Source organism: Pseudomonas fluorescens (genome assembly GCF_902497875.1).
Lineage (GTDB): Bacteria > Pseudomonadota > Gammaproteobacteria > Pseudomonadales > Pseudomonadaceae > Aquipseudomonas > Aquipseudomonas fluorescens_BR.
Genome location: NZ_CABVHY010000039.1, coordinates 26,499 through 53,056 on the forward strand (window position 1 = coordinate 26,499; position 26,558 = coordinate 53,056).

22 protein-coding genes are annotated in these 26,558 nt (G+C 60.2%); all 22 read left to right on the forward strand.

The genetic code is table 11. From position 1 onward, the window contains the following. Window positions 1–440: 440 nt before the first annotated feature. Entirely contained in the window at window positions 441–2,684 is a 2,244-nt protein-coding gene (locus F8N85_RS29290) for an NADP-dependent isocitrate dehydrogenase (RefSeq protein ID WP_150806951.1), read from the forward strand. Between the two features lie 216 nt (window positions 2,685–2,900). Beyond that, window positions 2,901–3,347, forward strand: a complete 447-nt coding sequence (locus tag F8N85_RS29295; protein WP_150806952.1) for an NUDIX hydrolase — start codon at window positions 2,901–2,903, stop codon at window positions 3,345–3,347. A gap of 59 nt (window positions 3,348–3,406) precedes the next feature. Next, window positions 3,407–4,540 carry a tRNA 2-thiouridine(34) synthase MnmA gene (mnmA, locus tag F8N85_RS29300; protein WP_150806953.1) on the forward strand — a complete coding sequence of 378 codons (1,134 nt, stop codon included), beginning with the start codon at window positions 3,407–3,409 and terminating at the stop codon, window positions 4,538–4,540. Continuing rightward, complete coding sequence (gene hflD, locus F8N85_RS29305) at window positions 4,537–5,160, forward strand: high frequency lysogenization protein HflD (RefSeq protein WP_150643428.1); 624 nt, start codon at window positions 4,537–4,539, stop codon at window positions 5,158–5,160. The genes mnmA and hflD overlap by 4 nt, the downstream gene beginning before the upstream one ends. A gap of 125 nt (window positions 5,161–5,285) precedes the next feature. Beyond that, window positions 5,286–6,656 (forward strand): adenylosuccinate lyase, encoded by a 1,371-nt coding sequence (gene purB / locus F8N85_RS29310; protein WP_150643427.1) that lies wholly within the window; start codon window positions 5,286–5,288, stop codon window positions 6,654–6,656. 83 nt (window positions 6,657–6,739) lie between these two features. Continuing rightward, on the forward strand, window positions 6,740–7,906 hold the full coding sequence (locus F8N85_RS29315; RefSeq protein ID WP_150806954.1) for a cupin domain-containing protein: 1,167 nt from the start codon (window positions 6,740–6,742) through the stop codon (window positions 7,904–7,906). Beyond that, window positions 7,899–8,324 (forward strand): GNAT family N-acetyltransferase, encoded by a 426-nt coding sequence (locus F8N85_RS29320; protein ID WP_150806955.1) that lies wholly within the window; start codon window positions 7,899–7,901, stop codon window positions 8,322–8,324. Before F8N85_RS29315 ends, F8N85_RS29320 begins: the two co-directional genes overlap by 8 nt. Before the next feature lie 265 nt (window positions 8,325–8,589). Continuing rightward, window positions 8,590–9,351 (forward strand): secretin N-terminal domain-containing protein, encoded by a 762-nt coding sequence (locus F8N85_RS29330; protein ID WP_150806956.1) that lies wholly within the window; start codon window positions 8,590–8,592, stop codon window positions 9,349–9,351. Between the two features lie 496 nt (window positions 9,352–9,847). Beyond that, window positions 9,848–11,173 (forward strand): isocitrate lyase, encoded by a 1,326-nt coding sequence (gene aceA, locus F8N85_RS29335; protein WP_150806957.1) that lies wholly within the window; start codon window positions 9,848–9,850, stop codon window positions 11,171–11,173. 849 nt (window positions 11,174–12,022) lie between these two features. Next, window positions 12,023–12,436 (forward strand): NADH-quinone oxidoreductase subunit A, encoded by a 414-nt coding sequence (locus F8N85_RS29340; RefSeq protein ID WP_007929187.1) that lies wholly within the window; start codon window positions 12,023–12,025, stop codon window positions 12,434–12,436. Between the two features lie 10 nt (window positions 12,437–12,446). Beyond that, on the forward strand, window positions 12,447–13,121 hold the full coding sequence (locus F8N85_RS29345) for a NuoB/complex I 20 kDa subunit family protein (protein WP_150643422.1): 675 nt from the start codon (window positions 12,447–12,449) through the stop codon (window positions 13,119–13,121). A gap of 73 nt (window positions 13,122–13,194) precedes the next feature. Further along, complete coding sequence (gene nuoC / locus F8N85_RS29350; RefSeq protein WP_150806958.1) at window positions 13,195–14,979, forward strand: NADH-quinone oxidoreductase subunit C/D; 1,785 nt, start codon at window positions 13,195–13,197, stop codon at window positions 14,977–14,979. Window positions 14,980–14,981: 2 nt separating this feature from the next. Beyond that, window positions 14,982–15,479, forward strand: a complete 498-nt coding sequence (gene nuoE / locus F8N85_RS29355; RefSeq protein ID WP_150806959.1) for an NADH-quinone oxidoreductase subunit NuoE — start codon at window positions 14,982–14,984, stop codon at window positions 15,477–15,479. Then, entirely contained in the window at window positions 15,476–16,831 is a 1,356-nt protein-coding gene (gene nuoF / locus F8N85_RS29360) for an NADH-quinone oxidoreductase subunit NuoF (protein WP_150806960.1), read from the forward strand. The genes nuoE and nuoF overlap by 4 nt, the downstream gene beginning before the upstream one ends. A 136-nt stretch (window positions 16,832–16,967) precedes the next feature. Beyond that, entirely contained in the window at window positions 16,968–19,682 is a 2,715-nt protein-coding gene (gene nuoG, locus F8N85_RS29365) for an NADH-quinone oxidoreductase subunit NuoG (RefSeq protein ID WP_150806961.1), read from the forward strand. After that, complete coding sequence (nuoH, locus tag F8N85_RS29370; RefSeq protein WP_150643417.1) at window positions 19,679–20,686, forward strand: NADH-quinone oxidoreductase subunit NuoH; 1,008 nt, start codon at window positions 19,679–19,681, stop codon at window positions 20,684–20,686. Before nuoG ends, nuoH begins: the two co-directional genes overlap by 4 nt. 12 nt (window positions 20,687–20,698) lie before the next feature. Beyond that, complete coding sequence (gene nuoI, locus F8N85_RS29375; protein ID WP_150643416.1) at window positions 20,699–21,247, forward strand: NADH-quinone oxidoreductase subunit NuoI; 549 nt, start codon at window positions 20,699–20,701, stop codon at window positions 21,245–21,247. A gap of 9 nt (window positions 21,248–21,256) precedes the next feature. Beyond that, complete coding sequence (gene nuoJ / locus F8N85_RS29380; protein WP_150806962.1) at window positions 21,257–21,757, forward strand: NADH-quinone oxidoreductase subunit J; 501 nt, start codon at window positions 21,257–21,259, stop codon at window positions 21,755–21,757. Window positions 21,758–21,761: 4 nt separating this feature from the next. Beyond that, window positions 21,762–22,085, forward strand: coding sequence for an NADH-quinone oxidoreductase subunit NuoK (nuoK, locus tag F8N85_RS29385; protein WP_150806963.1), 324 nt, complete (start codon window positions 21,762–21,764; stop codon window positions 22,083–22,085). Further along, the gene (nuoL, locus tag F8N85_RS29390) at window positions 22,082–23,935 is read left to right on the forward strand and encodes an NADH-quinone oxidoreductase subunit L (RefSeq protein WP_150806964.1); all 1,854 of its coding nucleotides are present in this window, start codon (window positions 22,082–22,084) and stop codon (window positions 23,933–23,935) included. The genes nuoK and nuoL overlap by 4 nt, the downstream gene beginning before the upstream one ends. A gap of 39 nt (window positions 23,936–23,974) precedes the next feature. Continuing rightward, on the forward strand, window positions 23,975–25,507 hold the full coding sequence (nuoM, locus tag F8N85_RS29395) for an NADH-quinone oxidoreductase subunit M (protein WP_150806965.1): 1,533 nt from the start codon (window positions 23,975–23,977) through the stop codon (window positions 25,505–25,507). Between the two features lie 7 nt (window positions 25,508–25,514). Next, window positions 25,515–26,558: NADH-quinone oxidoreductase subunit NuoN (gene nuoN / locus F8N85_RS29400; protein ID WP_150806966.1), on the forward strand; the 1,044-nt coding region annotated here is incomplete at its 3' end.

Below are 26,558 nucleotides of genomic sequence, written 5' to 3' on the forward strand. Positions count from 1 at the left end.
TGAATCTGGACGGGAACCTTATGTTCCATGCATCTAGCGCCGAACCTGTACTCTTCGCGGCCTACAAGCCTGAAAGCAAAGGGAAAACTGCCAAAGCTCAGCACTAGGTCGACCAGTGTACGGCGCCCTCCGATCGCGGTCCTTTAGACCAAAGGAGGGAATTCGTTGCACTTCAACCATCGTCCTACTACTAAAGACCTATGTATAATGGCCCGGTGACCAGCGAGTCACTGCGGGCCGACCTGTCTGAAATGAGACTTTCAAGCCTGTAAAGGCTGAGTTGTTACCGCGACCCAGCCATCTGACGCTCGACTGATGCACCCAACATCACCGCAAAGAAACCTCGACTTTCGGCTCATGGATGACTTTGAACGAAAGCGCATACCCCGCGCATCCCGAGTTTCCGAGCACGCCCAGCAAAGAAGAGAGTTAATCCGAATATGCCCACCCGCTCGAAGATCATCTATACCTTCACCGACGAAGCCCCCGCCCTCGCGACCTACTCGCTGCTGCCCATCATCGAAGCCTTCACGGCCCCCGCTGATATCGCCGTGGAAACCCGCGACATCTCCCTTGCAGGGCGTATTCTTGCCAGCTTCTCGGAGCTGCTGAGCGCTGGCGACGTGCCGGACCACCTCGCCGAACTGGGCGACCTGGCCATCACCCCGCAAGCGAACATCATCAAGCTGCCCAACATCAGTGCATCGGTGCCGCAGCTTAAAGATGCGATCAAAGAGCTTCAGGCCAAGGGCTTCGAGCTGCCGGACTACCCGGAAGCGCCGACCAGCGAGACCGAGAAAGACATTCGCTCGCGTTACGACAAAATCAAAGGCAGCGCCGTGAACCCGGTTCTGCGCGAAGGCAACTCTGACCGCCGCGCTCCGCTGTCGGTCAAGAACTATGCCCGCAAGCACCCGCATAAAATGGGCGCCTGGAGCGCAGACTCCAAGTCCCACGTAGCGCACATGAACAGCGGCGACTTCTACGGCAGCGAAAAAGCCGCCCTGATCGATGCCAAAGACAGCGTTAAAATCGAACTGATCGCTCGGGATGGCACAACCACCGTCCTGAAAGAAAAAACCGCCGTTCAAGCCGGCGAGATCATCGATTGCGCAATCATGAGCAAAAACGCCCTGCGCAGCTTTATTGCAGCGCAAATCGAAGACGCGCGCCAGCAAGGCGTGCTGCTGTCGGTTCACCTCAAAGCGACCATGATGAAGGTCTCCGACCCGATCATGTTCGGCCAGATCGTTGCCGAGTTCTACCAGGACGCCCTGAGCAAGCACGCTGACGTGCTGAGCCAGATCGGCTTCAACCTGAACAACGGCATCGGCGACCTGTACGCCCGTATCAAGGCGCTGCCGGCTGAACAACAAGCGCAGATCGAAGCCGACATCCAGGCGGTGTACGCCGCTCGTCCATCCCTGGCGATGGTCAATTCCGACAAAGGTATCACCAACCTTCACGTGCCGAGCGACGTCATCGTCGACGCCTCGATGCCGGCAATGATCCGTGACTCCGGCAAGATGTGGGGCACCGACGGCCAACTGCACGACACCAAGGCGGTGATCCCGGATCGCTGCTACGCGACCATCTACCAGGCCGTTATCGAAGACTGCAAGAAATACGGCGCCTTCGATCCGACCACCATGGGCAGCGTGCCAAACGTTGGCCTGATGGCGAAAAAAGCCGAAGAGTACGGCTCCCACGACAAGACCTTCCAGATCAAGACTGATGGCGTCGTGCGGATCAGTGATAGCGCTGGCCGCCTGCTGCTGGACCAGACCGTTGAAGCCGGCGACATCTTCCGCATGTGCCAGACCAAGGACGCGCCGATCCAGGATTGGGTCAAACTGGCCGTCAACCGCGCTCGCGCCAGCGACACCCCGGCCATCTTCTGGCTGGACCCGATGCGCGCCCATGACGGCGTAGTGATCGAGAAAGTTCAGGCCTACCTGAAGGATCACGACACTTCGGGCCTGGACATTCGCATCATGTCGCCCGTCGACGCCATGGCCTTCACGCTGACGCGCATCCGCGAAGGCAAGGACACCATTTCGGTCACCGGTAACGTATTGCGTGACTACCTGACCGACCTGTTCCCGATCATGGAACTGGGCACCAGCGCCAAGATGCTGTCGATCGTTCCGCTGATGAACGGCGGCGGCCTGTTCGAAACCGGCGCCGGCGGCTCGGCACCGAAACACGTCCAGCAACTGCTCGAAGAGAACTTCCTGCGCTGGGACTCGCTGGGAGAGTTCCTCGCCCTGGCAGCGTCCCTCGAGCACCTTGGCAGTACCTATGCCAACTCCAAGGCCCAGGTACTGGCCAAGACCCTCGATCAGGCCACTGGCCAGTTCCTGGACAACAACAAGTCGCCTGCGCGCAAGGTCGGCAGCATCGACAACCGCGGCAGCCACTTCTACCTGGCTCTGTACTGGGCCCAGGCCCTGGCCGCCCAGACTGAAGATGCCACCCTGCAGGCGCAGTTCGCCCAGCTGGCGAAAACCCTGACCGAGAACGAAGCGACCATCGTCGCCGAGCTCAATGCCGTTCAGGGCAAGCCCGTGGAAATCGGTGGTTACTACCACACCACGCCAGCACTGCTCAGCAAGGCCATGCGCCCAAGCGAAACCTTCAACGCAGCGATCGCTGCGCTGGTTTCCGATAGCTTGGCTGCCTGATAGCACCGTGCTGTAACACCAGAAACCCCGGCCCCGTGTCGGGGTTTCTGTTTTCGGCAACACCACAAATCCCCTGTGGGAGCGAGCCTGCTCGCGATAGCCATGTATCATTCACACTTATGTCAACTGACTCACCGCTATCGCGAGCAGGCTCGCTCCCACATGGGTCCGGGTTCTACATTAGAATTTCTGCAAACCTGACATCGAGGAAGCCCCATGGATTGGCAGCCCCACATCACCGTCGCGACGATCGTCGAAGATAACGGCCGTTTCCTGATGGTCGAGGAACTCGCCGGCGGACGAGCGGTACTCAATCAGCCCGCAGGGCATCTGGATCCCGACGAAACCCTGATCGACGCCGCCATCCGCGAAACCCTCGAGGAAACCGGCTGGGACGTCGAACTGACCGGAGTCATCGGCATCTATCTGTATACCGCCCCGAGCAATGGCGTGACCTACCAGCGCGTGTGCTTCGCCGGCAAACCGCTACGGCACCATCGCGACTACCAGCTCGATGATGGCATTATCCGCCCGCGCTGGCTGACCCGCGACGAGTTGCTCGAGCATCGCGCGCACTGGCGCAGCGAGCTGATCATCCAGTGCATTGACGATTATCTGAGCGGCAAGATGCACAGTCTCGAACTGATCCGCCCTTCTCTTTAGCCTTGTAGGCTCCGGCCTGCTAGAATCGCGTCCTTTTTCAAGACACTCATTGAATCCCTATGCGTGATCCAGCCCCTTCTGACACACAAAAGAAGCGCGTCATTGTCGGCATGTCCGGCGGCGTGGACTCTTCCGTTTCCGCTCTTCTGCTGATCGAGCAGGGTTATGAAGTGGAAGGCCTGTTCATGAAGAACTGGGAAGAAGACGATGGAACGGAATACTGCACCGCCATGGATGACCTGGCGGACGCCCAGGCCGTGTGCGACCGGATCGGTATCAAGCTGCACACCGCCAACTTCGCCGCCGAGTACTGGGACAACGTGTTCGAGCACTTCCTGGCCGAATACAAGGCCGGACGCACGCCGAACCCGGACATCCTCTGCAACCGTGAAATCAAGTTCAAGGCGTTCCTCGACTACGCCATGATGCTCGGTGCCGACCTGATTGCCACTGGCCACTACGTGCGCCGCCGCGACATCGATGGCCGCACCGAACTGCTCAAGGGCCTGGATCCGAACAAGGACCAGAGCTATTTCCTGCACGCCGTCGGCGGTGAGCAGATCGCCAAGACCCTGTTCCCGGTCGGCGAGCTGGAAAAGCCAGCCGTTCGCGCGATCGCCGAGCAACACCAGCTGGCCACCGCAAAGAAAAAGGATTCCACCGGAATCTGCTTTATCGGCGAGCGCCGCTTCAGCGACTTCCTCAAGCAATACCTGCCGGCCCAGCCGGGCGAGATCAAGACCACCGAAGGTGAAGTGATCGGCCGTCACCACGGCCTGATGTACCACACCATCGGTCAGCGCCAGGGTCTGGGTATCGGCGGCCTGAAAGACGCCAGTGAAGAGCCGTGGTACGTGTTGATCAAGGACCTGGAACACAACGAGCTGATCGTTGGCCAGGGCAATGACCACCCGTGGCTGTTCTCCCGCGCCCTGCTCGCCTCGGACATCTACTGGGTCAACCCGGTCGACCTGAGCGCACCGCGCCGGCTCACGGCGAAAGTCCGTTATCGCCAGAGCGACCAGCCCTGCACCCTGGAAAAGACCGCCAACGGTTATCGTGCGATCTTCGACGATCCGCAGCGCGCAGTCACTCCGGGCCAGTCAGTGGTGTTCTACGACGGCGAAATCTGCCTCGGTGGCGGCGTCATTGAAATAGCCGAGCCCTGGAGCAGCAAGGACCAGCGTTCATGAACCCGACTCAGGAGCAACTGATCGCCCTGGGTGGTGTGTTTCTCGCCGCAGTGCTGGTCGACAAGATTGCCAAGACCGGCCAGGTTACCGAAGCCGGCCTTGGCTGCATGCTCGGCAGCCTGTTGATTCGCGATCCGAAAGACACCCTGGAAGTCTACGGTGGCGACGATCTCAATCTGCGCGAAGGTTATCGCGCACTGGTCGGTGCCCTCGAGCGCGACCCCAATACCCTGCAACGCGAACCGCTGCGCTATGCGCTGTCGATGCTCGGACTGGAGCGGCAACTGGCCAAGCGCGACGACCTGCTGGAAACCATCGGCAAGCGCCTGCCGCAGATCCAGTCCCAGGTCGAACACTTCGGCCCGGCCCACGAAAACGTGGTGGCGGCCTGTGGCGCGCTGTACCAGGACACCTTGAGCACCCTGCGCCAGCGCATCCAGGTGCACGGCGATATGCGCAACCTGCAACAGCCAAACAATGCGTCGAAGATCCGTGCATTGCTGCTGGCCGGTATCCGCTCGGCACGGCTGTGGCGGCAACTGGGCGGCCATCGCTGGCAGCTGGTGGTCAGCCGCCGCAAACTGCTCAAAGAGCTTTACCCGTTGATGCGCAGCAGCTGAATCGCGCCCGCAACAGCATTTGTAGCCTGTACGCGTAAGACGCTGGTCAGTTGGCAACGGACCCGCGGTTTTTTTCATGTATGATACGCGCCCCATTTCGTTGCCCGACTGTCCGAGAACACCCCATGCAGCTCTCTTCGCTCACTGCGGTTTCCCCTGTTGACGGCCGCTACGCCGGCAGAACCCAGGCCCTGCGCCCGATTTTCAGCGAATACGGTCTGATCCGTGCCCGCGTCCTGGTTGAAGTGCGCTGGCTCCAGCGCCTGGCCGCCCACCCGGCCATCAGCGAAGTTCCGGCGTTCTCCGCCGAAGCCAACGCCGTGCTGAACACCCTGGCGGAAAACTTCGCTCTGGAGCACGCCGAGCGCGTCAAAGAGATCGAGCGCACCACCAACCACGACGTCAAAGCCATCGAGTACTTGCTCAAAGAGCAGGCGGCCAAGCTGCCGGAACTGGCCAAGGTCAGCGAATTCATCCACTTTGCCTGCACCAGCGAGGACATCAACAACCTGTCCCACGCCCTGATGCTGCGCGAAGGCCGTGATGACGTGATGCTGCCACTGATGCGCCAGACCGCTGAAGCCATCCGTGAACTGGCTGTGCGTTTCGCCGACGTGCCGATGCTGTCGCGCACCCACGGCCAACCGGCTTCGCCGACTACCCTGGGCAAAGAGCTGGCGAACGTGGTTTACCGTCTGGAGCGTCAAATCGCTCAGGTCGCTGCCGTTCCACTGCTGGGCAAGATCAACGGTGCTGTCGGCAACTACAACGCACACCTCTCGGCTTACCCGCAAATCGACTGGGAAGAGAACGCTCGCGCCTTCATCGAAGACGAGCTGGGCCTGGGCTTCAACCCCTACACCACGCAAATCGAGCCCCACGACTACATCGCCGAGCTGTTCGACGCCATGGCGCGGTTCAACACTATCCTGATCGACTTCGATCGCGATATCTGGGGTTACATCTCCCTGGGCTATTTCAAACAGCGCACCATCGCTGGCGAAATCGGCTCCTCGACCATGCCGCACAAGGTCAACCCGATCGACTTCGAAAACTCCGAAGGCAACCTGGGTATCGCCAACGCCTTGTTCCAGCACTTGGCGAGCAAGCTGCCGATCTCCCGCTGGCAGCGAGACCTGACCGACTCCACCGTTCTGCGCAACCTCGGCGTCGGCTTTGCTCACAGCGTTATCGCTTACGAAGCAAGTCTCAAGGGAATCAGCAAGCTGGAGCTCAATGCTCAGAAGATTGCTGCGGACCTGGATGCGTGCTGGGAAGTCCTGGCCGAACCGATCCAGACGGTCATGCGTCGCTATAACATCGAAAACCCGTACGAAAAGCTCAAAGAGTTGACTCGCGGCAAGGGCATCAGCCCTGAAGCGCTGCAAACTTTCATCGACGGCCTGGAAATGCCCGCCGAAGCAAAGGCCGAGCTGAAAAAGCTCACCCCGGCCAATTACATCGGTAACGCTGTGGCGCAAGCCAAACGCATCTGATCGATCGCTACACATTTAGACGCCCGGCAGCGCCGGGCGTTTTTATTCCCGTCTGAAAAGTGCTTTTTTTCAATAGGTTACACATGAATCCTGATATTCCTCTTCAACTTCTGGGCGGTATCACTGCGCGGGAATTCCTGCGTGACTACTGGCAGAAAAAACCCCTGCTGATCCGCCAGGCGATTCCTGACTTCGAAAGCCCGATCGACGCCGACGAACTGGCCGGTCTGGCACTCGAAGAAGAAGTCGAATCGCGCCTGGTCATCGAGCACGGCGAGCGCCCGTGGGAATTGCGTCGCGGCCCGTTTGCCGAAGACGAATTCAGCAAGCTGCCGGAACGCGAATGGACCCTGCTGGTACAAGCGGTCGATCAGTTCGTGCCGGAAGTCGGCGAACTGCTGGAGCACTTCCGCTTTCTGCCGAGCTGGCGCATCGACGATGTGATGATCAGCTTCGCCGCGCCAGGTGGCAGCGTCGGTCCGCACTTCGATAACTACGACGTGTTCCTGCTGCAAGGCCACGGCAAGCGCAACTGGAAAATCGGCCAGATGTGCGACTCCGAGAGTCCACTGCTGCAACATGCCGACCTGCGCATCCTCGCCGAATTCGAAGAAACCGCCGAATGGGTGCTGGAACCGGGCGACATGCTCTACCTGCCGCCGCGCCTGGCCCACTGCGGTGTCGCGATCGACGACTGCATGACCTACTCGGTAGGCTTCCGCGCCCCGAGCGCTGCCGAAGTGCTGACCCACTTCACCGACTTCCTCGCCCAGTTCCTGCCTGACGAAGAACGCTACACCGATGCCGACGCGCAGCCTGTCAGCGATCCGCACCAGATCCAGCACGACGCACTCGATCGCTTGAAAGGCCTGCTGGCCGAGCACATGAGCGACGAGCGCCTGCTGCTGACCTGGTTCGGCCAGTTCATGACCGAGCCACGCTACCCGGAACTGGTGGTCGGCCCGGAACTGGAAGAAGAAGACCTGCTGAGCAGCCTTGAGCAAGGCGCTGTGCTGATTCGTAACCCTAGCGCCCGCCTGGCCTGGTCGGAAGTCGATGACGACCTGCTGCTGTTCGCCAGCGGCCAGAGCCGCCTGCTGCCGGGCAAGCTGCGCGAGCTGTTGAAGATGGTCTGCGCCGCGGATGCGCTGCACAGTGACAACCTCGGCCCATGGCTGGCGGATGAAGATGGGCGCAACCTGCTCTGCGAACTGGTCAAGCAAGGAAGCCTGGGGTTTGCCGATGAGTAAGATTCACGTACGTGTCGCAGACTGGCAAAAGGATAACGCCGAGATCCGGCGCATTCGTGAAGCAGTGTTCGTCGCCGAGCAGTCCGTTCCGCCAGAGCTTGAATGGGACGCCGACGACCTGAGCGCCGTGCACTTCCTGGCCATCGAGGGTGACTTTCCGATTGGCACCGCCCGCCTGTTGCCCGACGGCCATATCGGCCGGGTGTCGGTCCTCAAGGACTGGCGCGGGCTGAAGGTCGGTGTTGCACTGATGCAGGCCGTGATCGGCGAAGCCGAGAAGCGTGGGCTCAAGCAACTGAGTCTCAGCGCGCAGGTCCAGGCGACGGCTTTCTACGAGCGCATGGGCTTTACCATCGTCAGCGGCGAATTCCTCGAAGCAGGGATTCCGCATGTGGACATGGTGCGCGGGCTCGACTGAAGACCTGTGGCGAGGGGGCTTGCCCCCGTTCGACTGCGAAGCAGTCGTGAAATCGGTGAATGCGGTTTATCTGATAAACCGCGCTGACTGATTTTAGGACCGCTTCGCGCTCCAGCGGGAGCAAGCTCCCTCGCCACAGAGAGCCCCACAAAACGCCCCGCCATCCTCGGATGTCGGGGCGTTTTGCTGTCTACGATTCAACTTGCCCCACCCCAGGCCGACAAACTGGCAATATCAAGCCTCTCGAACGCGGAGATAAACGGACATGTCCCTACGCACCCTGCTCACCACGCTGCTGCTGACCTGCAGTTTTTCGGTCATCGCTGCCACCGAGATCGTGCCGCTTAACTACCGCACCAGCGCCGATCTCCTGCCTGTAGCGCAGAACTTCCTCGGCAAGGACGGCAAGGTCAGCGCCTACGGCAATCAACTGATCGTCAACGCCGAACCGGAGAAAATCACCGAACTGCGGGCCTTTCTCGAGAAATTGGACACTGCCCCCAAGCGCCTGCTGATCACCGTCGACACCAATGAAAACAACACCCAGGACCAACAGGGTTACTCGGTCAATGGCGCTCGCATCATCAGCCGCAGCACAGCCAGCCGTGACGGCGGCATTCAGCAGATTCAGGCCAGCGAAGGCGCACCGGCATTGATCCAGGTCGGCCAGAGCGTGCCGCTGACCAGCACCCAGGTCGACCCCTACGGCCGCCTGCAAAACCAGACCCAGTACCGTAACGTTACCCAGGGGTTCTACGTCACCGCCAGCGTCACAGGCGATATCGTTCATCTGAGTATCAGCACCAATCGTGACCGAATGAGCCAGGAACGTCCCGATGTAGTGAACGTGCAAAGCACTGACAGCACCGTCAGTGGCCGGCTTGGCGAGTGGATCACCCTGGCCGGGGTCAATCGCCAGACTCAGGCCGAGCAAAAGGGTCTAGCCCGCAGCTATGGGACACAGGGTCGGGACGACATGACCTTGCGCGTGAAAGTGGAAACTCTGGACCAAAGCACCAAAAACTGACTGATTAGTCGTATTAGACCAAAGATGTAGTGCCTAAAAAAAAGCACTACAAAACATTTGACGGGTCAGAAAACCAAGGGCATGATGGCCCCGCTCCCGCTAATCAGGGGCCCTGGCAAGGGCCTTCGGATCGCCGCTCTGACTTACCCACCTGAGCCGATTCGTGTCTGTACCGCCCACAAGGCAGTTTGACGAGGTTGCGACTGGAACGAAGTTGTCCCGAGGGACGGAAGCGTAATTAGGTAGTTCGGCTACATACTGTTTGATCGCATGAAGGCCCACGATGCCTGAATGTGCCCGGCAGCTCGCCCTTACCTGCTCACTTCCCTTCTCGAGCCCATCGTTCGCCCGTCGCGTTCCCCGCCAAGCCTGACTTGACCTAAGCTTCTGGTCAGCGAGCAGCCCTTTGCGCAACTTCAAACCTGCGTATCTGGCGGAGCAAGAATTTTCCACCCAAGAACGACTTTTTATACAAGACGCGACGAGGTTTATCTCCATGGCACTGACACGCGAACAGCAAATTGCAGTCCTCGAAAAAGATTGGGCTGAGAACCCACGCTGGAAAGGCGTGACACGCGCTTACTCCGCTGCTGACGTCGTCCGCCTGCGTGGCTCGGTTCAACCTGAGCACACTCTGGCACGTATGGGCGCCGAGAAACTCTGGAACCTGGTCACCCAAGGCGCCAAACCGTCCTTCCGTCCTGAGAAAGATTTCGTCAACTGCATGGGCGCCCTGACCGGCGGCCAAGCTGTACAACAGGTCAAAGCCGGTATCCAGGCAATCTACCTGTCGGGCTGGCAAGTTGCTGCAGACAACAACTCTGCAGAATCGATGTACCCGGACCAGTCGCTGTACCCGGTCGACTCCGTACCGACCGTGGTCAAGCGCATCAACAACTCGTTCCGTCGTGCCGACCAGATCCAGTGGAAAGCCGGCAAGAATCCAGGCGACGAAGGCTACATCGACTACTTCGCACCCATCGTGGCTGACGCCGAAGCCGGTTTCGGCGGCGTACTGAACGCCTACGAGTTGATGAAAAGCATGATCGAAGCAGGCGCCGCCGGCGTTCACTTCGAAGACCAACTGGCTTCCGTGAAAAAATGCGGCCACATGGGCGGCAAGGTACTGGTTCCTACCCAGGAAGCTGTACAGAAGCTGACCGCTGCCCGTCTGGCGGCTGACGTTGCCGGTACACCGACCATCATCCTGGCCCGTACCGACGCCAACGCAGCTGACCTGCTGACTTCCGATTGCGACCCGTACGACAAAGAGTTCGTGACTGGCGAACGTACTCAGGAAGGTTTCTACAAAGTGCGCGCCGGTCTCGACCAGGCTATCTCGCGAGGCCTGGCCTACGCGCCGTACGCCGACCTGATCTGGTGCGAAACCGCCAAGCCGGATCTGGACGAGGCTCGTCGCTTCGCTGAAGCGATCAAAAAGGAATACCCGGACCAACTGCTGTCGTACAACTGCTCGCCTTCCTTCAACTGGAAGAAAAACCTGGACGACGCGACCATCGCCAAGTTCCAGCGCGAACTGTCCGCCATGGGCTACAAGCACCAGTTCATCACCCTGGCCGGCATTCACAACATGTGGCACAGCATGTTCAACCTGGCGCACGACTACGCCCGCAACGACATGACTGCCTACGTGAAGCTGCAAGAGCAAGAGTTCGCTGACGCTGCCAAGGGTTACACCTTCGTGGCTCACCAGCAGGAAGTCGGCACCGGCTACTTCGACGACATGACCACCGTGATTCAAGGTGGCTCGTCTTCGGTTACCGCGCTGACCGGCTCCACCGAAGAAGAACAGTTCCACTGATCGACTTCGTTTCTTGAGCAAACGGCAATTGCGGACCGAGTAGAAAGCTAACTGCAAGCCGCACATCTGACGCCCCGACTGGTTCGGGGCGTTTTTTTTGCGTGGAATTTACTCAATGTAAAACCAACCGGGTTCCGTAGCAGCTGCCGAGCCCGCGAGGCTGCGTTCGGCCGCGAAGCGGTCGTAAACCAAGCGACGCGGTTTTGCAGGTCAACCCGGTGTGCCAATTCTGCGACCGCTTCGCGCTCGAACGCAGCCTCGCGGGCTCGGCAGCTGCTACAGGCCTGGGTAAGCGTCATCGGTTGCGAGGAACGCTTCGGATTATTCCGCCTTTCGGATTAGACCACTGCATCCAAAGTCGACTTCCCCTCACCCGAGACTTGTCTCAGGCTTACCCCACACACAAGCGCCCGCGCACTTGCCAAGCCCTCGCCCAGCACCACGAAAAATTGACCAAAAGCAGTATCGGACCCCACAAAAAAGGTTAAAAAGGCTACGCTCATAACTTGCGATAACGGGTATGTAACGGCAACTTTCTGGCTGCCACCATGAATAACAGTTTAAAACCCGCTCCAAATAATATTGATTATCATTTAGCCTGCGAGCTATTCATTACATCACTCACAAAACATAATTAACAAAACCCCGCCTAATGCCCGCAACGTATGGGCTGCGTGGGCTCGGAGGCACGCAATGTCCTTATTCTGCTAAATAATTTCGCTATAGAAAATTTACTTGCACGGTGTTTAGCCATAAAATCAGCGGGATTGATTGCGCTGCGACATATCGTCACTGCTTTATTACTTTTTCAAGCTCAGAGACCCTTGCTCTCTGTTAAGGATTACCAGCATGCCCGAAGCGACAGGACTCATGGCCCACAACTGGGGCTTTGCCATTTTCCTTCTGGGTGTCGGCGGCCTTTGTGCCTTCATGCTCGGCGTCTCCAGCCTGCTCGGCTCCAAAGCCTGGGGCCGCAGTAAAAACGAACCGTTCGAGTCCGGCATGCTACCTACCGGTGGCGCCCGCTTGCGGCTCTCAGCCAAATTCTATCTGGTCGCGATGCTGTTCGTGATCTTCGATATCGAAGCCCTCTTTCTCTTTGCCTGGTCTGTGTCCGTCCGCGAAAGCGGCTGGACCGGATTTGTCGAAGCTCTCGTTTTCATAGCAATTCTGTTGGCAGGTCTTGTCTACCTTTGGCGAGTGGGGGCACTTGATTGGGCTCCGGAAGGTCGTCGTAAGCGGCAAGCGAAGCTGAAACAATGAGGCTTTGGCGATGCAATACAATCTCACCAGGATCGACCCGGATGCTCCTAACGAGCAGTACCCGATCGGCGAACGGGAAACCGTTTCCGATCCGTTAGAAGATCAAGTCCACAAAAACATTTTCATGGGCAAGCTCGAAGACGTGCTGAACAGCACGGTCAACTGGGGGCGTAAAAACTCCCTGTGGCCGTACAACTTCGGCCTTTCGTGTTGCTACGTGGAAATGACTACCGCCTTCACGGCGCCCCATGACATCGCGCGCTTTGGCGCCGAGGTTATCCGGGCATCACCGCGTCAGGCGGATTTCATGGTTATTGCCGGGACCTGCTTCATCAAGATGGCGCCGATCATTCAGCGTCTCTACGAGCAAATGCTCGAACCGAAATGGGTTATCTCCATGGGTTCGTGCGCCAACTCCGGTGGCATGTACGACATCTACTCCGTCGTTCAAGGGGTGGACAAGTTCCTGCCCGTGGACGTCTACGTGCCTGGCTGCCCGCCCCGCCCTGAAGCATTCCTGCAAGGCTTGATGCTGTTGCAGGAATCGATTGGCCAGGAGCGTCGCCCACTTTCCTGGGTCGTTGGCGATCAAGGCGTTTACCGCGCCGAGATGCCGTCGCAAAAGGAACAGCGCCGCGAACAGCGTATTCAGGTAACCAACCTGCGCAGCCCCGACGAAGTCTGATCCAGCCTTAGTTCTTACAAAGAAACGAGAACCTGGCTTCATTCTTTACGTTGACCGAAAGCGATAAAAAACCATGACTACAGGCAGTGCTCTGTACATCCCGCCTTATAAGGCAGACGACCAAGATGTGGTCGTCGAACTGAACAACCGTTTTGGCCCAGAGGCGTTTTCCGCCCAGGCCACCCGCACCGGCATGCCGGTGCTTTGGGTTACCCGCGCCAAACTGATCGAAGTCCTGACCTTCCTGCGCAACCTGCCCAAGCCGTACGTCATGCTCTATGACCTGCATGGCGTGGACGAGCGTCTGCGCGCCAAGCGCAACGGGCTGCCGAGCGGTGCCGACTTCACTGTGTTCTATCACTTGATGTCGATCGAACGTAATAGTGACGTAATGATCAAGGTCGCCTTGTCCGAGAGCGACCTCAGCGTACCGACCGTGACCGGAATCTGGCCGAACGCCAACTGGTACGAGCGTGAAGTGTGGGACATGTACGGCATCGACTTTGCCGGCCACCCGCACCTGACCCGGATCATGATGCCGCCGACCTGGGAAGGTCACCCGCTGCGCAAGGATTACCCGGCCCGCGCGACCGAGTTCGACCCGTTCAGCCTGACCCTGGCCAAGCATCAGCTGGAAGAAGAAGCCGCGCGCTTCAAGCCGGAAGACTGGGGCATGAAACGCTCCGGCGCCAACGAGGACTACATGTTCCTCAACCTCGGTCCGAACCACCCTTCGGCTCACGGCGCATTCCGCATCATTCTGCAACTGGACGGCGAAGAGATCGTCGACTGCGTGCCAGACGTCGGCTACCACCACCGTGGTGCCGAGAAAATGGCCGAGCGCCAATCCTGGCACAGTTTCATCCCGTACACCGACCGCATCGATTACCTCGGCGGGGTGATGAACAACCTGCCGTACGTGCTCGCGGTCGAGAAGCTGGCGGGCATCAAGGTTCCGGACAAGGTCGACACCATCCGCATCATGATGGCCGAGTTCTTCCGGATCACCAGCCACCTGCTGTTCCTGGGTACCTATATCCAGGACGTCGGCGCCATGACCCCAGTGTTCTTCACCTTCACCGACCGGCAGAAAGCCTACACGGTGATCGAAGCCATCACCGGCTTCCGCCTGCACCCGGCCTGGTATCGCATCGGTGGCGTCGCTCACGACCTGCCGCGCGGCTGGGACAAACTGGTCAAGGACTTCGTCGATTGGCTGCCCAAGCGCCTCGACGAATACACCAAGGCCGCCCTGCAGAACAGCATCCTCAAGGGTCGTACCGTCGGCGTCGCCGCCTACAACACCAAAGAGGCCCTGGAATGGGGCGTCACCGGTGCCGGCCTGCGTTCCACCGGCTGTGATTTCGACCTGCGCAAGGCTCGCCCTTACTCCGGCTACGAGAACTTCGAGTTCGAAGTACCGCTGGCAGTCAATGGCGATGCCTACGACCGCTGCATGGTTCGCGTCGAAGAAATGCGCCAGAGCATCAAGATCATCGACCAGTGCATGCGTAACATGCCGGCAGGCGCGTACAAGGCGGATCACCCGCTGACTACGCCGCCACCGAAAGAGCGCACGCTGCAGCACATCGAAACCCTGATCACGCACTTCCTGCAAGTTTCGTGGGGCCCGGTCATGCCGGCCAACGAATCCTTCCAGATGATCGAAGCGACCAAGGGTATCAACAGTTATTACCTGACGAGCGATGGCGGCACCATGAGCTACCGCACCCGGATTCGTACGCCAAGCTTCCCGCACCTGCAGCAGATCCCTTCGGTGATCAAAGGCAGCATGGTCGCGGACTTGATTGCGTACCTGGGTAGTATCGATTTCGTTATGGCCGACGTGGACCGCTAAGCATGAATAGCACGCTTATCCAGACAGACCGTTTCGCCTTGAGCGAAACCGAGCGCTCGGCCATCGAGCACGAGCTGCATCACTACGAAGACCCGCGCGCGGCGTCGATCGAAGCCCTGAAGATCGTCCAGAAGGAACGTGGCTGGGTGCCGGATGGCGCGCTCTACGCCATCGGCGAGATCCTTGGCATTCCGGCCAGCGACGTTGAAGGCGTGGCGACGTTCTACAGCCAGATCTTCCGTCAGCCGGTCGGCCGTCACATCATTCGCGTCTGCGACAGCATGGTCTGCTACATCGGCGGCCACGAGTCGGTGGTCAGCGAGCTCCAGGACAACCTCGGCATCGGCCTGGGTGAAACCACTGCCGACGGCCGTTTCACGCTGCTGCCGGTCTGCTGCCTCGGCAACTGCGACAAGGCGCCGGCGTTGATGATCGACGACGACACTTTCGGTGACGTACAGCCTGCCGGCGTTGCCAAACTGTTGGAGGGCTACGTATGACCCTGACTTCATTCGGCCCTGCCAACCGCATCGCGCGCAACGCAGAAACCCATCCGCTGACCTGGCGTCTGCGTGACGACGGCGAAGCCGTGTGGCTCGACGAGTACCAGGCCAAGAATGGCTACGCCGCTGCGCGCAAGGCATTCGCCGAGATGTCTCAGGACGACATTGTCCAGACCGTCAAGGACGCCGGCCTCAAGGGTCGCGGCGGCGCTGGCTTCCCCACGGGTGTGAAGTGGGGCCTGATGCCCAAGGACGAATCCATCAACATCCGCTACCTGCTGTGCAACGCGGATGAAATGGAGCCCAACACCTGGAAAGACCGCATGCTGATGGAGCAACTGCCCCATCTGCTGATCGAAGGCATGTTGATCAGTGCTCGCGCGCTGAAAACCTACCGTGGCTATATCTTCCTGCGTGGCGAATACACCACCGCCGCCAAGCACCTCACCCGTGCCGTGGAAGAAGCCAAGGCCGCGGGCCTGCTGGGCAAGAACATCCTGGGCAGCGGTTTCGATTTCGAACTGTTCGTCCACACCGGCGCCGGGCGTTACATCTGCGGTGAAGAAACCGCGCTGATCAACTCCCTCGAAGGCCGCCGCGCCAACCCTCGCTCCAAGCCGCCCTTCCCGGCCGCTGTTGGCGTCTGGGGCAAGCCGACCTGCGTGAACAACGTCGAAACCCTGTGCAACGTACCGGCGATCATTGCCGACGGCGTTGACTGGTACAAATCCCTCGCTCGCGAAGGCAGTGAAGACCACGGCACCAAGCTGATGGGCTTCTCCGGCAAAGTGAAGAACCCTGGCCTCTGGGAACTGCCGTTCGGCATCACCGGTCGCGAACTGTTCGAAGACTACGCCGGTGGCATGCGCGACGGCTTCAAGCTCAAGTGCTGGCAGCCAGGCGGCGCCGGTACCGGTTTCCTGTTGCCTGAGCACCTGGACGCACAAATGTACGCCGGCGGCATCGCCAAGGTCGGCACCCGTATGGGTACCGGCCTGGCGATGGCCGTGGACGACAGCGTCAACATGGTCTCCCTGCTGCGCAACATGGAACAGTTCTTCTCCCGCGAATCCTGTGGCTTCTGCACCCCATGCCGTGACGGTCTGCCATGGAGCGTCAAGCTCTTGATGGCGCTCGAGCATGGCGAAGGGCAAGCCGGCGATATCGAGACCCTGCTGGGGCTGGTCGGTTTCCTCGGCCCGGGCAAGACTTTCTGTGCTCACGCACCGGGCGCCGTGGAGCCATTGGGCAGCGCAATCAAATATTTCCGTCCAGAGTTCGAAGCCGGTATCGCGCCCACCAGCGCCACCGTCCCGCCCCTGGCAAGGCCGATCGTAGTCGGCGCTTAACGCTTTAAAAAAGGCGAAGGGTCCGTGCCCTTCGCCTTTCGTGCGATGACGCCGTTAACGGCTGTGTTGATTCGCACGCAAACAAGATTCCATTAGCCACGCCCGCTGACACCGGGCCAACGAAGATCTTTGAACCATGGCCACTATCCACGTAGACGGCAAAGCGCTCGAAGTCGATGGGGCAGACAACCTGTTACAGGCGTGTCTGTCGCTAGGCCTCGACATCCCCTATTTCTGCTGGCACCCCGCCCTCGGCAGCGTTGGCGCCTGTCGCCAGTGCGCGGTCAAGCAGTACACCGACGAGAACGACAAGCGTGGTCGTATCGTCATGTCCTGCATGACCCCTGCCACCGACGGCAGCTGGATTTCCATCGACGACGAAGAAGCCAAAGTGTTTCGCGCCAGCGTCGTCGAATGGCTGATGACCAACCACCCGCACGACTGCCCGGTCTGCGAGGAAGGCGGTCACTGCCACCTGCAAGACATGACGGTCATGACCGGCCACAACGAGCGTCGGTATCGCTTCACCAAGCGTACCCACCAGAACCAGCAACTGGGCCCGTTCATTTCCCACGAGATGAACCGCTGCATCGCCTGCTATCGCTGCGTACGCTTCTATAAGGACTACGCCGGCGGCACCGACCTCGGTGTATTCGGTGCCCACGACAACGTGTACTTCGGTCGCGTTGAAGACGGCACCCTGGAAAGCGAGTTCTCCGGCAACCTCACCGAGGTCTGCCCGACCGGTGTGTTCACCGACAAGACTCACTCCGAGCGCTACAACCGCAAGTGGGACATGCAGTTCTCGCCGAGCATCTGCCATGGCTGCTCCAGCGGTTGCAACATCAGCCCGGGTGAACGCTACGGCGAACTGCGCCGCATCGAAAACCGTTTCAACGGTTCGGTGAACCAGTACTTCCTCTGCGACCGTGGCCGTTTTGGCTATGGCTACGTCAACCGCAAGGATCGCCCACGTCAGCCACTGCTGGCCAACGGCGCCAAGCTGAGCCTCGACGAAGCCCTGGATAAAGCCGCTGACCTGCTGCGTGGTCGCAACATCGTTGGTATCGGTTCGCCGCGCGCCAGCCTGGAAAGCAACTACGCCCTGCGCGAACTGGTCGGGGCCGAACATTTCTACTCGGGGATCGAAGCCAGCGAACTGGAACGCATCCGTCTGGTCGTGCAAGTGCTGAAAAGCAGCCCGCTGCCGATCCCGAACATGCGCGACATCGAAGACCACGACGCGATCTTCGTCCTCGGTGAAGACCTGACCCAGACCGCTGCCCGCATGGCCCTGGCCCTGCGTCAGTCGGTCAAGGGCAAGGCCGAAGAGATGGCCGACGCGATGCGCGTTCAGCCTTGGCTGGATGCCGCGGTGAAGAACATCGGTCAGAACGCGTTGAACCCGCTGTTCATCGCCAGCCTGGCTGAAACCAAACTCGACGATATCGCCGAAGAGTGCGTTCACGCCGCTCCCGACGACCTGGCTCGTATCGGTTTCGCCGTGGCCCATGCCCTCGACGCCAGCGCTCCAGCCGTTGAAGGCCTGGACAGCGAAGCACTCGAACTGGCCCAGCGCATCGCCAACGCCCTGCTCGCAGCCAAACGTCCGCTGATCATCGCCGGTACCTCCCTGGGTTCCAAGGCGCTGATCGAAGCTGCGGCAAACATTGCGAAGGCCCTGAAGCTGCGCGAGAAGAACGGTTCCATCAGCCTGATCGTGCCAGAGGCCAACAGCCTCGGCCTGGCCATGCTCGGTGGCGAATCGGTCGACGCTGCGCTGCAAGCGGTGATCGACGGCCAGGCCGACGCCATCGTGGTACTGGAAAACGATCTGTACACCCGCACCGACAAGGCCAAGGTCGATGCTGCCCTGAGCGCCGCGAAAGTGCTGATCGTCGCTGATCATCAGAAAACCGCCACCAGCGATCGCGCGCACCTGGTTCTGCCAGCGGCCAGCTTCGCTGAGGGCGACGGTACCCTGGTCAGCCAGGAAGGCCGCGCCCAGCGCTTCTTCCAGGTCTTCGACCCGACGTACCTGGACGCAAGCATTCTGGTTCACGAAGGCTGGCGCTGGCTGCATGCCCTGCGATCGACCCTGCTGAACCAACCGCTGGACTGGACCCAACTGGACCACGTCACCGCTGCCTGCGCCGCCAGCAACTCGCAACTGACCGGCATCGTCAGCGCCGCACCGTCCGCCGCGTTCCGCATCAAAGGCCTGAAACTGGCCCGCGAACCGCTGCGTTACAGTGGCCGGACCGCCATGCGTGCCGACATCAGCGTGCACGAGCCGCGTACTTCCCAGGACAACGACTCCGCATTCTCGTTCTCCATGGAAGGCTACTCGGGCTCCGTCGAACCGCGTCAGCAGGTGCCGTTTGCCTGGTCTCCGGGCTGGAACTCGCCGCAAGCCTGGAACAAATTCCAGGACGAAGTCGGTGGTCACATCCGTGCTGGCGATCCGGGCACCCGCCTGATCGAAAGCCAGGGTGATGGTCTGAGCTGGTTCGCCAGCATCCCGACCGCGTTCTCCCCTGCTCGCGGAACCTGGCAAGTGGTGCCGTTCTATCACCTGTTCGGCAGTGAAGAGAACTCTTCCAAAGCCGCGCCGGTCCAGGAACGCATCCCGGCCGCCTACGTGTCGCTGGCCAAATCCGAAGCGGATCGCCTGGGCGTCAACGATGGTGCACTGCTCAGCCTGAACGTTGCCGGCCAGACCCTGCGTCTGCCGCTGCGCATCAATGATGAGTTGGGTGCTGGCCTGGTCGCGTTGCCTGCCGGTCTGGCCGGTATTCCACCGGCGATTTTTGGCAAGTCCGTTGACGGTCTGCAGGAGGCAGCGCAATGACCTGGTTCACCCCTGAAGTGATCGACGTGATCATCGCGGTGGTCAAGGCCATCGTGATCATGCTTGCCGTGGTGGTTTGCGGCGCGCTGCTGAGCTGGGTCGAACGACGCTTGCTGGCCCTCTGGCAGGATCGTTACGGTCCGAACCGGGTGGGTCCGTTCGGCGCCTTCCAGATCGCCGCCGACATGATCAAGATGTTCTTCAAGGAAGACTGGACTCCGCCGTTTGCCGACAAGGTGATCTTCACCCTGGCACCGGTCGTGGCCATGAGCGCCTTGCTGATTGCGTTCGCGATCATCCCGATCACCCCGACCTGGGGTGTCGCGGACCTGAACATCGGCCTGCTGTTCTTCTTCGCCATGGCCGGTCTGTCGGTCTATGCGGTGCTGTTCGCCGGCTGGTCGAGCAACAACAAGTTCGCCCTGCTCGGCAGCTTGCGTGCCTCGGCCCAGACCGTGTCCTATGAAGTGTTCATGGGCCTGGCGCTGATGGGCGTGGTGGCGCAGGTTGGTTCGTTCAACATGCGCGACATCGTCGAATATCAAGCGCAGAACCTGTGGTTCATCATTCCGCAGTTCCTTGGTTTCTGTACCTTCTTCATCGCTGGCGTGGCCGTGACTCACCGTCACCCCTTCGACCAGCCGGAAGCGGAACAGGAACTGGCCGACGGTTACCACATTGAATACGCCGGCATGAAATGGGGCATGTTCTTCGTCGGTGAGTACATCGGCATCGTGTTGATCTCGGCGCTGCTGGTGACTCTGTTTTTCGGCGGCTGGCACGGACCTTTCGGCATTCTGCCGCAGATCCCGTTCATCTGGTTCGCTATGAAGACCGCGTTTTTCATCATGATCTTCATCCTGCTGCGCGCATCGATTCCGCGCCCACGGTATGACCAGGTGATGGATTTCAGCTGGAAATTCTGCCTGCCGCTGACCCTGATCAATCTGCTGGTGACCGCTGCGATCGTGTTGATGAACACGCCCGCTGGCGCGGTTCAGTGAGGATAGAGACCCATGTTCAAGTACTTGTTTGACATATTGCATGGCACCTACACCCAGCTTCGCAGCCTGGTGATGATTTTCGGTCATGCCTTCCGCAAGCGCGACACGCTGCAGTATCCGGAAGAAGCGGTGTACCTGCCGCCACGCTTCCGTGGGCGTATCGTGCTGACCCGCGACCCTGACGGCGAAGAGCGTTGTGTAGCCTGCAACCTGTGCGCCGTGGCGTGCCCGGTGGGTTGCATCTCGCTGCAGAAGGCTGAAACCGAAGACGGTCGCTGGTACCCGGAGTTCTTCCGTATCAACTTCTCGCGCTGCATTTTCTGCGGCCTCTGCGAGGAAGCCTGCCCGACCACCGCGATCCAGCTGACACCGGATTTCGAGATGGCCGAGTTCAAACGTCAGGACCTGGTTTACGAGAAAGAAGATCTGTTGATCTCCGGTCCCGGTAAAAACCCTGATTACAACTTCTATCGTGTTGCAGGTATGGCCATTGCCGGTAAGCCAAAAGGCTCCGCGCAAAATGAAGCCGAGCCGATCAACGTGAAGAGCTTGCTGCCTTAAGGAAGAAAGATGGAATTCGCTTTCTATTTCGCATCAGGAGTTGCCGTTGTGTCCACGCTTCGCGTGATCACTAACACCAACCCTGTGCACGCCCTGCTCTACCTGATTATTTCGCTGCTCGCCGTGGCGATGACCTTTTTCAGCCTCGGTGCTCCATTCGCCGGCGCACTGGAAGTGATCGCCTACGCGGGCGCCATCATGGTGCTGTTCGTGTTCGTGGTGATGATGCTGAACCTGGGCCCGGCCTCGGTTCAGCAAGAGCGCGTCTGGCTCAAACCCGGCATCTGGCTGGGTCCGGTGGTACTCGCCGCGCTGCTGCTGGCGGAACTGCTGTATGTGCTGTTCGCCAACCCGAGCGTCGGCGGTATCGGCCACACCACCGTAGACGCCAAGGCCGTGGGCATCAGCCTGTTCGGTCCTTACCTGCTGGTGGTCGAACTCGCCTCGATGCTGCTGCTCGCTGCAGCTGTCACGGCGTTCCACCTGGGCCGCAACGAGGCGAAGGAGTAACACTATGCCTGCTATCCCTTTCGGTTCTATCCCAATGGAGCATGGCCTGGCTGTCGCCGGCGTGCTGTTCTGCCTCGGTCTGGTCGGCCTGATGGTCCGCCGCAACATCCTCTTCGTGCTGATGAGCCTGGAGATCATGATGAATGCCGCCGCTTTGGCCTTCATCGTCGCCGGTAGCCGCTGGGGCCAGCCGGATGGACAGATCATGTTCATCCTGGTGATCAGCCTGGCAGCCGCCGAGGCCAGTATTGGCCTGGCGATTCTGTTGCAGCTGTATCGCCGCTTCCACACTCTCGATATCGACGCTGCCAGCGAGATGCGCGGATGAACCTTCTCTATCTGACTTTTCTGTTCCCTCTGATCGGTTTTGTGCTGCTGGCGTTCTCCCGGGGACGCCTCTCGGAAAACCTCTCGGCGCTGATCGGCGTCGGTTCCGTCGGCCTCTCGGCGATCGTCACTGCCTATATCATCTGGCAGTTCAACGTTGCCCCACCCGAGGGTGGTCACTACACGCAGGTACTGTGGCAGTGGATGTCGGTGGAAGGCTTCAAGCCGAACTTCGCCCTGTACCTGGATGGTCTGTCCCTGACCATGCTCGGTGTGGTGGTCGGCGTCGGCTTCCTGATCCATCTGTTCGCCTCCTGGTACATGCGCGGTGAAGCCGGTTACTCGCGCTTCTTCGCCTACACCAACCTGTTTATCGCCAGCATGCTGTTCCTGGTGCTGGGCGATAACCTGTTGTTCCTGTACTTCGGCTGGGAAGGCGTGGGCCTGTGCAGCTACCTGTTGATCGGTTTCTACTACAGCAACCGCAACAACGGTAACGCCGCACTCAAAGCCTTTATCGTCACCCGGGTCGGCGACGTGTTCATGGCCATCGGCCTGTTCATCCTGTTCCAACAGTTGGGCACGCTGAATATCCAGGAACTGCTGGTCAAGGCGCCTGAGCACTTCAAGGTCGGTGACTTCTGGATCGTTCTGGCGACCCTGATGCTGCTCGGTGGTGCGGTCGGTAAATCCGCGCAACTACCGCTGCAAACCTGGCTGGCGGACGCAATGGCCGGCCCTACCCCGGTTTCGGCACTGATCCACGCCGCAACCATGGTGACCGCCGGTGTCTACCTGATCGCCCGTACTCACGGCCTGTTCGCCCTGGCGCCGGATATCCTGCAACTGGTCGGCATCGTGGGTGGCGTGACCCTGGTCCTGGCCGGTTTCGCCGCGCTGGTGCAAACCGACATCAAGCGGATCCTCGCCTACTCGACCATGAGCCAGATCGGCTACATGTTCCTGGCCCTGGGCGTGGGCGCCTTTGACGGCGCGATCTTCCACCTGATGACCCACGCCTTCTTCAAGGCGCTGTTGTTCCTTGCATCCGGTGCGGTGATCGTTGCCTGCCACCATGAGCAGAACATCTTCAAGATGGGCGGCCTGTGGAAGAAACTGCCATTGGCCTACACCAGCTTCATCGTCGGTGGTGCCGCACTGTCGGCCCTGCCGCTGGTGACCGCGGGTTTCTACTCGAAAGACGAAATCCTCTGGGAAGCGTTCGCCAGTGGTAACCACGGTCTGCTGTACGCCGGCCTGGTCGGTGCCTTCATGACTTCGCTGTACACCTTCCGCCTGATCTTCATCGCGTTCCACGGTGAAGCCAAGACCGAAGCCCACGCGGGTCACGGCATTGCTCACTGGCTGCCACTGTCGGTGCTGATCGTACTGTCGACGTTCGTCGGCGCGATGATCGTTCCACCGCTGCACGGCGTGCTGCCGGAAAGCGTCGGCCATGCCGGCGGCGAAGCCAAGCACAGTCTGGAAATCGCTTCGGGCGCCATCGCCCTGGCCGGTATCCTGCTGGCGGCCCTGCTGTTCCTCGGCAAGCGGCGCTTCGTCACGGCCATCGCCAACAGCGGCATCGGACGTTTCCTCTCGGCCTGGTGGTTCGCCGCCTGGGGCTTCGACTGGATCTACGACAAGCTGTTCGTCAAGCCGTACCTGATGATCAGCCATGTGCTGCGCAAAGACCCGCTCGACCAGACCATCGGCCTGATCCCGCGTATGGCCAAAGGGGGTCACACCTCCCTGAGCCGTACCGAGACCGGTCAGTTGCGTTGGTATGCGGCTTCCATGGCTGCTGGTGCCGTGCTGGTAATGGGCGCCATCGTGTTGGTAGCGGTCTGATATGAACCTTGCGAAATTGCGAAAGGAATTGAGCCCGTCATGATTCTGCCTTGGCTAATCCTGATCCCCTTTATCGGCGGCCTGCTGTGCTGGATGGGGGAGCGCTTCGGCGCTACCCTGCCACGCTGGATTGCGTTGCTGACCATGTCCCTGGAACTCGCTCTCGGCCTCTGGCTGTGGGCCCATGGCGACTATTCATTTGCTCCGGCGCCTGGCGCCGATCCGACCTGGGTGATTGAGTTCAAACACGTCTGGATCGAGCGTTTCGGCATCAACGTGCACCTGGCCCTCGATGGTCTGTCGCTGTTGATGATCCTGCTGACCGGTCTGCTGGGTGTCCTCTCGGTACTCTGCTCGTGGAAAGAGATCCAGCGTCACGTTGGTTTCTTCCACCTGAACCTGATGTGGATCCTCGGCGGTGTGGTCGGCGTGTTCCTCGCCCTCGACCTGTTCATGTTCTTCTTCTTCTGGGAAATGATGCTGGTGCCGATGTACTTCCTCATCGCGCTCTGGGGTCATAGTTCATCGGACGGCAAGAAGACCCGGATCTACGCGGCGACCAAGTTCTTCATCTTCACCCAGGCCAGCGGCCTGATCATGTTGGTGGCGATCCTCGGTCTGGTACTGGTCAACTTCAACGACACCGGGGTGATCACTTTCGATTACGCGCTGTTGCTGAAAACCAAGATGTCGCTGACCACCGAGTACATCCTGATGCTCGGCTTCTTCATCGCCTTCGCGGTGAAGCTGCCGGTGGTGCCGTTCCACTCCTGGCTGCCGGATGCCCACGCCCAGGCGCCGACCGCCGGTTCCGTCGACCTGGCCGGTATCTTGTTGAAGACCGCGGCTTACGGTCTGTTGCGTTTCGCCCTGCCGCTGTTCCCGAATGCCTCGGCCGAGTTCGCGCCGATCGCCATGACCCTGGGTCTGGTCGGGATCTTCTACGGTGCGTTCCTGGCCTTCGCGCAAACCGACATCAAGCGCCTGATCGCCTTCTCCAGCGTTTCGCACATGGGCTTCGTGCTGATCGGGATCTACTCCGGCAGCCAGCTGGCGCTGCAAGGCGCGGTGATGCAGATGCTGGCGCACGGTGTTTCGGCAGCCGCATTGTTTATCCTCAGCGGCCAGTTGTACGAGCGCCTGCACACTCGCGACATGCGCGAGATGGGCGGCCTGTGGTCACGCATCGCGTATCTGCCGGCGATCAGCCTGTTCTTTGCAGCCGCGTCCTTGGGCTTGCCGGGTACCGGTAACTTCGTCGGCGAATTCCTGATCCTGCTGGGCAACTTCGCCAACGCACCGTGGATCACCGCGATTGCGACCTCGGGTCTGGTGTTCGGTTCGGTCTACTCGTTGATCATGATCCACCGTGCCTACTTCGGTCCGTCCAAGTCTGACGCAGTGCTGCACGGCATGGATGCTCGCGAACTGATCATGGTGGTTGGACTGGCGGTGCTGCTGATTTACCTCGGCGTGTTCCCGCAACCGTTCCTCGATACCTCTGCCGCTACGATGAGTGGTGTGCAGCAATGGTTCGGTACCGCCTTCACTCAACTCGCTTCGGCCCGGTAAGAGCGCTATGGAATTCACGACTCAACACTTTATCGCGCTTGCGCCGTTGTTGATCACCAGCGCCACGATCATCGTGGTGATGCTGGCCATCGCCTGGCGTCGCAACCACTCACAGACCTTTCTGCTGTCGGTAGCCGGTCTCAACCTGGCCCTGCTATCGATCCTCCCTGCCTTGAAAGTCGCGCCTCTGGTCGTGACTCCACTGCTGCAGATCGATAGCTTCGCCTGCCTCTACATGGCGCTGATCCTGGTCGCCACGCTGGCGTGTGTAACCCTCGCCCACGCCTACCTCGGCGATGGCGGTTCGGGTTACCCGGGCAACCGCGAAGAGCTGTACCTGCTGATCCTGATGGCTGCGGCCGGTGGCCTGGTACTGGTCAGCGCGCAGCACCTGGCCGGCTTGTTCGTCGGTCTGGAACTGCTTTCGGTACCGGTCTACGGCCTGGTGGCCTATGCCTTCTTCAACAAGCGTTCGCTGGAAGCCGGCATCAAGTACATGGTGCTGTCGGCCGCCGGCTCGGCGTTCCTGTTGTTCGGCATGGCGCTGCTTTACGCAGAAGCCGGCAGCATGAGCTTCAGCGGCATCGGCCAGGCACTGGCCGCTACCGGTCTGCCTAACCCGATCGCGCAACTGGGCCTGGCCATGATGCTGATCGGCCTGGCGTTCAAGCTGTCGCTGGTACCCTTCCACCTCTGGACCCCGGACGTCTACGAAGGTGCTCCGGCACCCGTGGCGGCGTTCCTGGCGACGGCGGCGAAAGTCGCAGTGTTCGCGGTGATGGTGCGGCTGTTCCAAATCTCGCCAGTGGCCAACAGCGGTGTCCTGAGCAACGTACTGACCATTATCGCCATCGCGTCGATCCTGTTCGGTAACCTGCTGGCGCTGACCCAGAGCAACCTCAAGCGTCTGCTGGGTTACTCGTCCATCGCGCACTTCGGTTACCTGCTGATCGCCCTGGTGGCGAGCAAGGGTCTGGCGATGGAAGCCATCGGCGTGTACCTGGTCACCTACGTGATCACCAGCCTCGGCGCGTTCGGCGTGATCACCCTG